This window comes from Acidovorax temperans (assembly GCF_028596105.1).
Lineage (GTDB): Bacteria > Pseudomonadota > Gammaproteobacteria > Burkholderiales > Burkholderiaceae_C > Acidovorax > Acidovorax temperans.
Genome location: NZ_CP117193.1, coordinates 3,949,196 through 3,961,788 on the forward strand (window position 1 = coordinate 3,949,196; position 12,593 = coordinate 3,961,788).

A 12,593-nucleotide genomic window follows, 5' to 3' on the forward strand; every position below is an offset into this window, starting at 1 on the left:
TCTCCTTGCGGGCTCAGGCGTGTGCGCCGGTGTCAGACACTTCGTCGTCCAGCCAGTCCACGCGGTCCATCTTGCGCACCAGCACAAACTCGTCGCGGTTGGTGCCAATGGTTCCGTAGTAGTTGAAGCCGTAGCTGTACTGTGCGTAGCCACCAATCATGTGGGTGGGCTTGAGCACGATGCGCGTGACCGAGTTGTGGATACCGCCACGGGTGCCAGTGATCTCGGAGCCGGGGGTGTTGATGATCTTCTCTTGCGAGTGGTACATCATCACCATGCCGGGGTTCACACGCTGGCTCACCACCGCACGGGCCGCAATGGCACCGTTGGCGTTGAACAGTTCCACCCAGTCGTTGTCCACGATGCCGGCGCTCTTGGCGTCGTCTTCGCTCAGCCACACCACCGAGCCGCCCCGGTTCAGCGTCAGCATCATCAGGTTGTCGCTATACGTGCTGTGGATGCCCCACTTCTGGTGCGGCGTGATGAAGTTCAGCTGGATTTCCTTGTTGCCGTTGGGCTTCTTGCCTTCGACTTCTTCCAGCGTCTTCAGGTGCACCGGTGGGCGATAGCTGACAAAGCCTTCGCCGAAGTCGCGCATCCAAGGGTGGTCCTGGTAGAACTGCTGACGTCCGGTGAGGGTGCGCCATGGGATGTACTCGTGCACGTTGGTGTAGCCGGCGTTGTAGCTGACCTTTTCGCTCTCCAGCCCCGACCAGGTGGGCGAGCTGATGATCTTGCGCGGCTGCGCCTGGATGTCGCGGAAGCGGATCTTCTCGTCTTCGCGGTGCAGTGCCAGGTGCACGTGGTCACGGCCCGTCTGCTTGCCCAGGGCTTCCCAAGCCTTGCAGGCCACATGGCCGTTGGTCTCAGGCGCCAGCATCATCACCACTTCGGTGGCGTCAATGTCGGTCACGATGCGGGGCATGCCCTGCGTCACGCCCTCTTCCTTCACGCGGCCATTCAGGTCGCCCAGCTGGCCCACTTCTGTCTGCGTGTTCCAGCCAATGCCCTTGCCACCGTTGCCCACCTTGTCCATCAAGGGGCCCAGAGCGGTGAAGCGCTTGTACAGGTTCGGGTAGTCGCGCTCGACCACCGTGATCTGCGGAGCAGTCTTGCCAGGGATGAGTTCGCACTCGCCCTTTTTCCAGTCGCGCACGCCGTAGGGCTGGGCCATTTCGCCGGCCGTGTCGTGCATGATGGGGGTGAGCACCACGTCTTTTTCCACGCCCAGGTGGCCCACACTGACCTCGCTCACAGCCTTTGCAAAGCCCTTGTAAATCTCCCAGTCGCTCTTGGCTTGCCAGGCAGGGTCCACCGCGGTGGACAGCGGGTGGATGAAGGGGTGCATGTCGCTGGTGTTGAGGTCGTTCTTCTCATACCAGGTGGCCGTGGGCAGCACGATATCGGAGTACAGGCAGGTCGTGCTCATGCGGAAGTCGAGCGTGACCAGCAGGTCCAGCTTGCCTTCAGGCGCATTCGCGTGCCACTGCACTTCTTCGGGCTTGGCTTCGTCTTTGCCCAGGTCTTTGCCCTGCACACCGTGCGTGGTGCCCAGCAGGTGCTTGAGGAAGTACTCATGCCCCTTGCCCGACGAACCCAGGATGTTGGAGCGCCACACGAACATGTTGCGCGGCCAGTTGTCTGGGTGGTCTGGGTCCTCGCAGCTCATGGTCAGGCTGCCGTCCTTGAGCGATTTGACGACGTAGTCCTTCGCGTCCATGCCCGCCGCAGCAGCGTCCTTGGCCACCTGCATGGGGTTGGTCTTGAGCTGGGGCGCGGAAGGCAGCCAGCCCATGCGCTCGGCGCGCACGTTGTAGTCGATCTGGGCCCCGTGGTAGGCGCGGGCGTCGGCCAGCGGCGAAAGGATCTCTTCCATGCCCAGCTTTTCGTAGCGCCACTGGTCGGTGTGCGCGTAGAAGAAGCTGGTGCTGTTCATCTGGCGGGGTGGGCGGATCCAGTCCAGCGCAAAGGCCAGGGCCGTCCAGCCGGTCTGCGGGCGCAGCTTTTCCTGGCCCACATAGTGCGCCCAGCCACCACCGCTTTGGCCAATACAGCCGCACAGCATCAGCATGTTGATGATGCCGCGGTAGTTCATGTCACTGTGGTACCAGTGGTTCATGGCCGCGCCGATGATGACCATGGACTTGCCATGCGTCTTGTGGGCGTTGTCGGCAAACTGGCGGGCCACGGTGATGATCTGCTCACGCGGCACACCGGTGATCTTTTCTTGCCATGCAGGGGTGAAGGGGCGATCGGCGTCATAGCTGCCACCAGGTTCTTCACCAGGCAGGCCACGGTCGATGCCGTAGTTGGCTGCCAGCAGGTCGAACACCGTGGCCACCATCACGCGGCCCTGGACTTCATGGCCGTCCAGCTCCAGATGGCTCACAGGCACGCGGCGCACCATCACGTCACCACCCTGGTCGTTGGCGGTGAAGTTGGGGGCATGCACGCCGCCAAAGTAAGGGAAGGCCACATCCGCCACGTCGTGGGGCTGCTCGCCGTCTTCGATCACCGACAGCTTGAGCTTGACGTCATTGCCCGTGCGGGCGTCCTTGTTCTCCAGGTTCCACAGGCCCTGGTCGGGGCGGCCGTCGGTGCCCCAGCGGAAGCCGATGGAGCCATTGGGCAGCGTGACCTGGCCCAGCTCGTCATAGCCCACGGTCTTCCAGTCAGGGTTGTTCGACTGGTCGAGCTTGTTGGGGAAGTCGCTGGCGCGCACGTAGCGGTCAGGCACCATGGCCTTGCGACCGTCGGGCAGCGTCTTTTCCTTGAGCACCACCAACAGAGGCAGGTCGGTGTAGCGGCGGGCGTAGTCGTCAAAGTAGCTGCTCCGGCCCTTGCCACCGTCCTTGAAGTAGAACTCTTTCAGGATCACATGGCCCATGGCCATGGCCACGGCCGCATCGGTGCCCTGCTTGGGGTGCATCCACAAGTCACCCAGCTTGGCCACTTCGGAATAGTCGGGCGTGATGGACACGACCTTGGTGCCCTTGTAGCGAACCTCGGTCAAGAAGTGCGCGTCGGGCGTGCGCGTCTGGGGCACGTTCGAGCCCCAGGCAATGATGTACGAGCTGTTGTACCAGTCGGCCGACTCGGGCACGTCGGTTTGCTCGCCCCAGGTTTGCGGGCTGCTGGGGGGCAGGTCGCAGTACCAGTCGTAGAAGCTCATGCACACGCCGCCAATCAGGCTCAGGTAGCGCGAACCGGCTGCGTAGGAAATCATCGACATCGCAGGGATGGGCGAGAAGCCGATGATGCGGTCGGGGCCGTGCTTCTTGATGGTGTAGACATTGGCCGCAGCAATCATCTGGTTGACTTCATCCCAGGTGCTGCGCACGAAGCCGCCCAGGCCACGCTGCTTTTGCCAGTCGCTGCGCGAAGTGCTGTTCTCGACGATGCTGGCCCAGGCGTCCACCGGGCTCTTGGCCAGGGCAATGGCAGCGCGCCAGAGCTTGAGCAGGCGGCCACGCACCATGGGGTACTTCACGCGGTTGGCGCTATACAGGTACCAGCTGTAGCTGGCGCCGCGTGCGCAGCCACGGGGCTCGTGGTTGGGCAGGTCGGGGCGGGTGCGGGGGTAGTCGGTCTGCTGGGTTTCCCAGGTGACGATGCCGCCCTTGACGTAGATCTTCCACGAGCAAGAGCCCGTGCAGTTCACACCGTGGGTGGAGCGCACGATCTTGTCGTGTGCCCAGCGGTCGCGGTAGGCATCTTCCCAGGTACGGTCTTCACCGTTGGTTTCGCCGTGGCCTTGTGCAAATGTCTCGCGGGGTTGCGAGAAGTACGTGAGGCGATCAAGAAAATGGCTCATCGGGGGCTCCTTGTTCTATAGGGGGTGCAGATGGGTCAAACGGCCATCAGCAAGGCATTTCGGCGTGCTTGCGCGCGTAGTACCACCAGGTCACGGCAATGCACACGAGATAGAAGGCGGCAAAGCACCACAGCGCGGCATGTGGGGCGCCGGTCAGTGCGATCGAGCTGCCGTAGCTCTTGGGAATGAAGAACCCGCCGTAGGCAGCCATCGCAGCCGTAAAGCCCAGCGTGGCAGCGCCCAGGGTGTTGCCTTCCTTGTTGGCCTGGGCCACGGCGGCGGCGTTGTTCTTGTCCACGCCACGCATGGCTTCCGTGAGGAAGATGACTGGGATCATGCGGAAGGTCGATCCGTTGCCGATGCCGGTGGTGAGGAACAGCACCAGGAAGCACACGAAGAAGCCGCCAAAGTGGCCTTCATTGCCAGCCGATGGCAAGAACACGGTGACGCCTACCACTGCGATGGCCATGACGATGAAGTTCCACAGCGTGACGCGAGCACCGCCGAGCTTGTCCGCCAGCCAGCCACCAAAGGGACGAACCACCGCACCCACCAATGGGCCGAGCCACGCGTATGCCAGAGGGTTCACATTGGGAAACTGGCTCTTGATGAGCAGCGGGAAGCCTGCGGCATAGCCGATGAACGAACCGAAGGTGCCCAGGTACAGCAAGCACATCAGCCAGTTGTGCTTGCGCTTGAAGATGGCGGCCTGTGCAGCAAACGAGGCCTTGGCGTCGGCAATGTCATTCATGCCAAACCAGGCAGCCAGGGCCGTGAGGGCAATCCATGGCACCCAGATGAAGGCGGCGTTCTGCGTCCACACCTGCACGGTCTGGCCGTTCTTGACGATGGTCTGGGGTTCACCCCCAAAAACTCCAAAGATGCCGGCCGTGACGACCAGAGGGCTCAGGAACTGCACCACCGACACGCCCAGGTTACCGAGGCCCGCATTCACACCCAGTGCCGAGCCCTTGCGCTCCTTCGGAAAGAAGAAGCTGATGTTGGCCATGCTGGAGCTGAAGTTGCCGCCACCCAGCCCGCACAGCAGCGCCAGGATGAGCATGGTCGGGTAGGCCGTGGTGTTGTCCTGCACCGCAAAACCAATGCCGATGGCCGGGATCAGCAGCGAGGCGGTGGAGATGGCTGTCCAGCGGCGGCCGCCCACCAGCGGCACCATGAACGAGTAGAAGATGCGCAGCGTGGCGCCCGAGAGAGCAGGCGCTGCGGCCAGCCAGAAGAGCTGGTTGGTCGAATACTTGAAGCCGAGGCCTGGCAGGCTCACAGCGACCACGCTCCAGACTTGCCAGATGGCGAAGGCCAGGAACAGCGCAGGCACCGAGATCCAGAGGTTGAGCTTGGCGATGGCTTCGCCTTCGCGCTCCCAGAAGGACTTGTCCTCCGGTGCCCAGATGGTGAGCAGACGCCCCTGGCGCCCGCTGGTGGTGGTGGCAGACATGGTGAGGTTTCCTTCGAAAAAATCAGCGGTTGCCGGCTTGCGCGGCACCTTGCGCACCCATGACGGGGGCGCGGCGCACTTCGGTGAAGTACATCCAGATGAGCGAGACCCACACCACGCCGTACATCAGCATGAAAGCGCTGGAGCGGATGCCGGTGAGGTCCATCAGCGCACCGAACATGATGGGCAGCACGAACCCGCCCATGCCACCAGCCAGGCCGACGATGCCGCTGATGGTTCCGATGTTTTGGGGGTAGTCGTCGCTGATGTACTTGAACACGCTGGCCTTGCCAAACGCCCAGCAAATGCCCAGCAGGAACATGATGCCGGTGAACACGTACACGTTCAGGCCGATGTGGAAGGTCTTGGGGCCGTTGACGGTGGCGATGGTGAAATCGGTCTGGGGGTAGCTCAGCAGGAACAGGCAGATCCAGCTCACCCACATCACCCACCAGGTCACGCTGTGGGCGCCGTACTTGTCAGACAGCATACCGCCAATGGCGCGCAGCACGCCGCCGGGCAACGAGAAGCAGGCAGCCAGCAAGGCGGCCACGCGGATGTCCAGACCAAACTCTCCCACGTAGTACTGCACCATCCACAGCGACAGGGCCACATAGCCACCGAACACGATGCTGTAGTACTGGCAGTACTTGAGCACCTTGGGGTCCTTCAGCGCCTTGAGCTGGTCGGTGAACTTGACGTTGCTGGGCACCAGATGGGCAGGGTCGCTGTAGCTGAACAGCCAGAACAGCACCAGCGTGCCCAGCATGATGGCGGCGTACACCTGGGGCACCATGGTCCAGCCGAAGGCCACCAGAATGACCGGCGCAACAAACTTGTTGACGGCCGCGCCCGAATTGCCTGCGCCATAAATACCCATAGCCGTGCCCTGGCGATTCTTGGGGAACCAGCGGGCAACGTAAGGGGTGCCCACCGAGAAGGAGCCGCCCGCCAGACCCACGAACAGGCCGATGGTCAGGAAGTGCCAGTATTCGGTGGCGTAGCCCATCATCCAGATGGCGGGCACGGTGGCAGCCATCACAGCGGCCATCACGATGCGGCCGCCGTACTTGTCCGTCCAGATGCCCAACGGCACCCGCACCAGCGAGCCGGTGAGCACGGGCATGGACATGAGCAGCCCGAACTGCGTGGAGTTCAGGTTGAGCATCTTCTTGATGGGGATGCCGATGACGCCGAACATCATCCAGACCATGAAGCAGACGGTGAAGGCGAAGGTGCTGACGATGAGCACCGACCAAGCCTGTCGCGTGCGCTGGGGGCTTGCGCCCTGGGGCAGGGTTTCGTTAACCATTGCGCTGTTCCTCTCTTTCGTATGGGAGGTATCGTCCGCGTTACCGAGGGTTTTGCCCATCCTTCGCTAGACCATGTGCAGCACGGCAGAGGTAGTAGTCACCGTGCAAGCGCATCGTTCGAAAGAACTACTACCCCGTCTGCCGCAGAAGGGGCTGACCGCACCGCTGGTTGTAGAACGCCACCGTGACGAAGATGTGGCACATCTGAATTTCAAGCAAAAATGGGCTGAAAGTGCCTATGGATAAGCGCCACCAGCTCTTTTTTTGATAGCAGAAATGAAAAGAGCCCCCGCAGGGGCTCATTGCCAAGGAATGAAAGGTCGGGGCGTGGCGGCTATTCCGCGCGCTGGCGGTCGGATGCGTACACCGCCGCCTGCACGCGCGAGGTCAGGCCGAGCTTGCGCAGGATGTGCTGGACATGGATCTTCACCGTGGTCTCGGCGATGTCCAGCACCCGTGCGATTTCCTTGTTGCTCATACCGCGCGCAATCTCGCGCAGCACTTCTTCTTCGCGCGGGGACAGAGGGGTGCCACTGTCAGACGCGGCGCTGCCAGAGGCTTCGACCACCTCCGGCGCAGGCGTCGGGCTGGCCGCCGAAGGCGCCCCTTGCGACTGGAAGGCCGCCACCAGCTTGCCCATGAGTTCCGGGCTGACCACAGGCTCCCCCTGCGCGGCACGGCGAATGGCCTGCGCCAGCAAATCGCCGTCAATGGTTTTGAGCAGATACCCCTGGGCGCCGTTGCGCAACGCCGCAGCAAGGTCTTGCGAGTCTTCGCTCACCGTGAGCATCAGCACGCGCGAGCGTGGAGACACTTCACGCAAGCCGCGAATGGCGTCCACCCCCATCACGCCGGGCAGATGGTTGTCCAGCAAGATCACATCGGGTTGCAAGGTGGGCACCAGCCTCAAGGCCTCGGCGGCATCACCCGCCTCGCCCACCACATGCAGGCCGGCATCCTGCCCCAGCAGGGCGATCAGGCCACGCCGGAACAAGGTGTGATCGTCCACCACCAGCAAGGTCACGGGGGCGGCGGCAGCGGGCTGGGTCACGTCAATGGCTCCTGAAGGGGGGCGGGCGAATGGGGGGCGATGGGCGCGGCACCCACAGGCGCGGCCTGGGTCGGGCTGGCGGCAGCATTGGCTGGTGCGAGTGGCCTGGGGTTGCTGGGCAGCTCAATGCACACGCGTGTGCCATGCCCGCGGTGCGACTGCACCTGCACCACCGCGCCAATGCGCTGGGCGCGCTCGCGCATGATACCCAGGCCTACGTGCAAGGAATCGGGCGGAACCTGCTCTACCTCAAAGCCTATGCCATCGTCCTGGACTTCAAAGCGCCAGCGCGGATGGCGCTCCACCCGCAGTTCCACCCGCGTTGCCTTGGCGTGCTTGCGCACATTCGACAAGGCTTCCTGCACCATGTGCAGCACCTGGATCTGCACATCGGGCGGCAGGGGCACGCCGTGGCCTGCCATGGACAGCGAAGTGGCCATGCCCGTCTGGTGCTCAAACTTTGACAGCGTGGCGCGCAGCGCAGCCTCGATGTCCTCCTCGCTGGTGCGGGTGCGAAAGTGCACCAGCAACTCGCGCACATCGCTGTAGCACTCGCGCACGCCTACATCCAGTTCGTCGATGCTGCGATCACGCTTGGCGGCGTCGCCCTTGGCCACGGCATCGCGCAGCAGCTGGGTCTGGATCTTGAGGAAGGCGAGCGACTGCGCGATGGAGTCGTGCAGCTCCCGCGCGATCATGCTGCGCTCTTGCGCCACGGCGGCTTCCCGCTCCAGGGCCGTGGCACGCAAGCCCTCCATGGCGCTGGCCAGGTGGCGCGTCATGGCTTCGAGCAACTCGCGCAGATCATCGTTCAACGCCACCGGGAAGCGGAAGAACAGGTCCACCTCGCCCAGCACGCGCTGCTGCATTTGCACAGGAATGGTCACCATCGTCTCAAACCCGGCTTCGCGGCAATGGGGCAGCGCCACCATGGATGTGGGGGTGATGGGGATGACGCGGGTGCGCGCCTGTTCCTGGGGCTGGCCGCAATGGCAAGAGCCCGTGTGCAGGCAATGTTCCTCTTCCGCCATGGCCCGGGGCAGGCCGTCATTGGCCAGCAACACATAGCGCTCGTTGGCTTCGTCAGACCAGCGCACGGCCACCGCATCGGCCCCGGCCACTTTCCGGACCTGGCGCACAAACGCAGTGGCAAGCTCCGTCAGGCTGGCCGCATCCGAGGCCAGGGCGCTCACGGCGTACAGGGCTTCGAGCCGCTGGTTCTGCACGGCAATGCTGGCCGTTTTTTCCTGCACTTTCTGCTCCAGCCCCTCATGCGATGCCTGCAGCGCATGCGCCATCAGGTTGAAGCCAGCAGACAGCTGGCCGAATTCGTCATCGGTGTCCACCGGCAAGCGGGTAGAAAGATCACCCTGGCGCAGACGCGCCTGCGCGCCTTGCAGTCGGGCCACGGGGTTGATCACCAGCAGATAGCTCACGGCCATGAAGGTCACGGCCGCAGCAATGGCCAGGGCCATCATGCACAGCTGAAACAGGTGCAGCCCGGCCGTCCAGCCCGCGATCTGCACCTCAATGGTTTCTACAAACCGATCCACCTCACTGACGAAGTGGTCGGCCTGCGCCAGGGCCTGGTCCCGGCTGGGGCGGGGCTCCTGCGTCCACTGTTGCTGCAGCTGGGCCCAGTTGAGTCGGATGGCGTCGAAGCGGGGGCGGGTTTCATCGCTCCATGGCACAAACAGGGGGCGGGACGGATCGCCCGTGCGCAGCAGCTCCAGGCTGGCGTCAAATTCTTTGGCATGCTGCTGCACGGCCTGCACCGGCTCGGTCTGCAGCACCATCACCATGCGCAGCATGTTCATGCGAAGCCGCCCCGCCTCGTTCACGGCCGCGGCACCGCCTTCCAGCTTCCAGGTCACCCACAGGGTCAGTCCAATAGAGCTGAGGGCCACGAGCAGGAAGCCTGCACCCATCGCCAGCAGCTTGGTTGTGAGGGACGGGGAATTTCGCATCGGCGCAGTGTAGGCATGGGCTGCCCAGCAAGTCTTGACCAAGGTCAAGACCCGCACTCGCACATTCACCAAAGCAAGCGCTTAGCATTTGCGCATGCGCTTTATGTCCTTCCGTTTGCCTCTTCTCCCTCTTTCAACGCGCCGCACCGCGCTGGCCCTGCTGATGGGCCTGGCCCTGGCAGGTTGCGCCCAGCGCCCCCCGGTGGCCGAGGGGGAGCAATGGCCCCTGGTGCTGCGCACCGTGTTGCCCGCTGAGGTGCTGCTGCTGGGCGAGCAGCACGACGACCCTGAGCACCAGCGCATGCAGCACGCTGCCGTGCAGTGGCTGGCCATCCGCAACCAGTTGGGGGCCGTGGTGCTGGAGATGGCAGAACGTGGCACCAGCACTGCCGCCCTGCCGGCAGATGCCACTCCCGCCCAGGTGCAGAACGCTTTGCGCTGGAACGACGCAGCCTGGCCCTGGGCCGCCTATGCCCCGGCCATCATGGAAGCCGTGCGGGCTGGCGTACCGGTGCTGGGGGGCAACCTGCCCCGCACACAAAACCGCAGCGCGATGCGCGATGACACCTTGGACCTGGTCTTGACGCCCCCCGCCCTGGAGCGCCAGCGCGAGGCCATTCGCCAGGGGCACTGTCGCCTGCTGGCGGAAACCCAGGTGCCCGCCATGGCGCGCATCCAGATTGCCCGCGACAAGAGCATGGCCCAGGTCCTGGTAGAGGCCCAGCGGCAATATGGCCAGACGACGGTGCTGATCACCGGCGCCGGCCATGTGCTGCGCACAGCGGGGGTACCAGTGCACCTCCCCAAAGACCTCACTGCGCGCATCGTAATTGCCATGCAGCACAAGGCGCCGCCGCCCAGTGATGGAGCCCCCGCCCCGGCGGACGACGCGATGGCCCAGGCGATTGCGCGCACCGTTCCGGCCGATGCCGACCTGGTGTGGGCTTCCCCCTGGCGCGAAGGGCCCGACCACTGCGAGACACTGCGCCAGCAATTGCAGTGACGCAACGCAAAAGGGCGCCATTGGCGGGCGCCCACCATAGGCCTTGCGCAGCAAACTGGCGCCGGTGCTGCGACAATCGGGCGCCTATGACCCAAGCCTACATCCTTACCCTGTCCTGCCCCGACCGACTGGGGCTGGTGCACGCCGTGTCCGGGTTCCTGATGGAACACGGCGGCAACATTGAAGAAGCTGCCCAGTACAACGACAACGCCACAGGCCTGTTCTTCATGCGCGTTCAGTTTGCCTGCGACCAGCACGACCACGCCACCCTGAAGGCCCGCCTGGCCACCTTTGCCGAGCCCCACCAGATGCGCTGGAGCCTGCACACCACGGCCGAGCCGATGAAGACGGTGCTGATGGTCAGCAAGGAAGGCCACTGCCTCAACGACCTGCTGTTCCGATGGAAATCGGGCCTGCTGCCGGTGGACATCCGCGCCATCATCAGCAACCACCGCGATTTCTACCAACTGGCCGCCAGCTACAACGTGCCGTTCCACCACATCCCGGTGACTGCGGCCACCAAGGCCCAGGCCGAGGCCAAGCAGTTCGAGATCATCGAAGCCGAAGGCGCCGAACTGGTGGTGCTGGCCCGCTACATGCAAGTGCTCAGCGACGATCTGTGCCGCAAGCTGGCAGGCCGCGCCATCAACATCCACCACAGCTTCCTGCCCAGCTTCAAGGGCGCCAAGCCCTACTACCAGGCGCACGACCGGGGCGTGAAGCTCATCGGGGCCACGGCCCACTATGTGACGGCGGACCTGGACGAAGGCCCGATCATTGAGCAGGACGTGGCCCGCGCAGACCACACCGACACGGTGGAAGACCTGACAGCCCGGGGCCGAGACACCGAAAGCCAGGTGCTGGCCCGCGCCGTGAAGTGGCACAGCGAACACCGCGTGCTGCTCAACGGCCACAAGACTGTGGTCTTCCGCTAAGCAGCGGCGCAACACCCCGCCGCATGGCCCAGCCCCCGGTGAGCAGCAACGCCCTGGCCTTCCAGGCAGGCAACGCACGGCGCATCCCGCCGATCCAGTGCCTGCTTACTTTTGAGGCACTGGCCCGACTGCGCAGCGTGACGCTGACGGCGGACGAGCTGTGCGTTACGCCCAGCGCGGTGAGCCACCGGGTCAAGCAGCTGGAGCAGATTCTGGGCGTGCGGCTGTTTGGCCGGGCAGATTTTTCGCTCACCACCGAAGGCAGCGCCTACTTGGCCCATGTGCGCGAGGGGCTGGGCGCGCTGCAGCGTTTTCCAGGCGCGGCCTCGGCGCCGGGGCGCAGGCGGCTGAAGCTGGCCGTCACGCCCACCTTCGCCCGCACCATCCTCATTCCCCGGCTGCGCCAGTTCACCGAGGCGTACCCCGAAATCGACCTGGCGCTGCAGGTGTCCATCCCGCTGCTGGACGTGGTGGCGGAAGACGCCGACCTCATGGTGCGCTTTGGCCCCGGCCACTACGCCGATGTGGAACACATCGAGCTGGCACGCGACGTGGTCACGCCGCTGGCATCGCCCGCGTTTGTGCGCGAACACGGCCCGTTCGAGCGCCCGGAAGACCTGGAGGGCCTGCCCCTGCTGCGCAGCCCGCTGGAGCCCTGGCGCACCTGGTTTTCGGTCAGCGGCCTGGACTGGGCAGAGCCCAGCGAGGGTTCGCAGTTCAACGACATTGGCCTGATGTGCGACGCAGCCGCTGCCGGCATGGGCGTGGCCCTGGTGCGCCTGAAGCTGGGCGCGCCCTGGCTGGACCACGGCACGCTGGTGCGCCTGCTCCCCATCGAAGCGCCCAGCCCCCACGCCCACTACCTGTGCTGGCGCACGGGCGCCATGGAGCGCTGGGAGTGTTCGGCCTTTGCGCAGTGGCTCAAGGCCACGCTATAAGAGCGGCTAACAAAACTCAGCGAAGCGGTTCTGGCTAGGCGCCGCGTCGCAGGCAGTACGCGTAGTACGACAAGACGCGGCAACGACGCCAGAAGAGTTTTGTTAGCCGCTCTAAA

General features: G+C 64.3%; 8 protein-coding genes. 3 read left to right on the forward strand and 5 right to left on the reverse strand.

All coding sequences use genetic code 11. The features are described from left to right. Positions 1-13: 13 nt before the first annotated feature. The 5 genes from PQV96_RS18455 to PQV96_RS18475 all read right to left on the reverse strand — a co-directional run bounded on the left by PQV96_RS18455 (position 14) and on the right by PQV96_RS18475 (position 9,601). Positions 14-3,814 (reverse strand): nitrate reductase subunit alpha, encoded by a 3,801-nt coding sequence (locus tag PQV96_RS18455; RefSeq protein WP_207374930.1) that lies wholly within the window; start codon positions 3,812-3,814, stop codon positions 14-16. A 46-nt stretch (positions 3,815-3,860) separates the two neighbouring features. After that, positions 3,861-5,270, reverse strand: a complete 1,410-nt coding sequence (locus tag PQV96_RS18460) for a NarK family nitrate/nitrite MFS transporter (RefSeq protein ID WP_207374931.1) — start codon at positions 5,268-5,270, stop codon at positions 3,861-3,863. A 22-nt stretch (positions 5,271-5,292) separates the two neighbouring features. Next, entirely contained in the window at positions 5,293-6,582 is a 1,290-nt protein-coding gene (locus tag PQV96_RS18465; RefSeq protein ID WP_273623842.1) for an MFS transporter, read from the reverse strand. A 335-nt stretch (positions 6,583-6,917) separates the two neighbouring features. Further along, a complete protein-coding gene (locus PQV96_RS18470; RefSeq protein WP_273623843.1) occupies positions 6,918-7,634 on the reverse strand; it encodes a response regulator in 717 nt (238 codons plus the stop codon). Beyond that, positions 7,631-9,601 (reverse strand): type IV pili methyl-accepting chemotaxis transducer N-terminal domain-containing protein, encoded by a 1,971-nt coding sequence (locus PQV96_RS18475; protein WP_273623844.1) that lies wholly within the window; start codon positions 9,599-9,601, stop codon positions 7,631-7,633. Before PQV96_RS18475 ends, PQV96_RS18470 begins: the two co-directional genes overlap by 4 nt. Positions 9,602-9,695: 94 nt before the next feature. Between PQV96_RS18475 and PQV96_RS18480 the strand changes: the two genes are divergently transcribed. From PQV96_RS18480 to PQV96_RS18490, 3 genes are all read left to right on the forward strand, one after another. Next, a complete protein-coding gene (locus PQV96_RS18480; RefSeq protein WP_273623845.1) occupies positions 9,696-10,604 on the forward strand; it encodes a ChaN family lipoprotein in 909 nt (302 codons plus the stop codon). 86 nt (positions 10,605-10,690) lie between these two features. Beyond that, the gene (gene purU / locus PQV96_RS18485; protein ID WP_044397315.1) at positions 10,691-11,539 is read left to right on the forward strand and encodes a formyltetrahydrofolate deformylase; all 849 of its coding nucleotides are present in this window, start codon (positions 10,691-10,693) and stop codon (positions 11,537-11,539) included. Between the two features lie 23 nt (positions 11,540-11,562). After that, positions 11,563-12,477, forward strand: a complete 915-nt coding sequence (locus tag PQV96_RS18490) for a LysR substrate-binding domain-containing protein (RefSeq protein ID WP_273623846.1) — start codon at positions 11,563-11,565, stop codon at positions 12,475-12,477. Positions 12,478-12,593 lie beyond the last annotated feature (116 nt).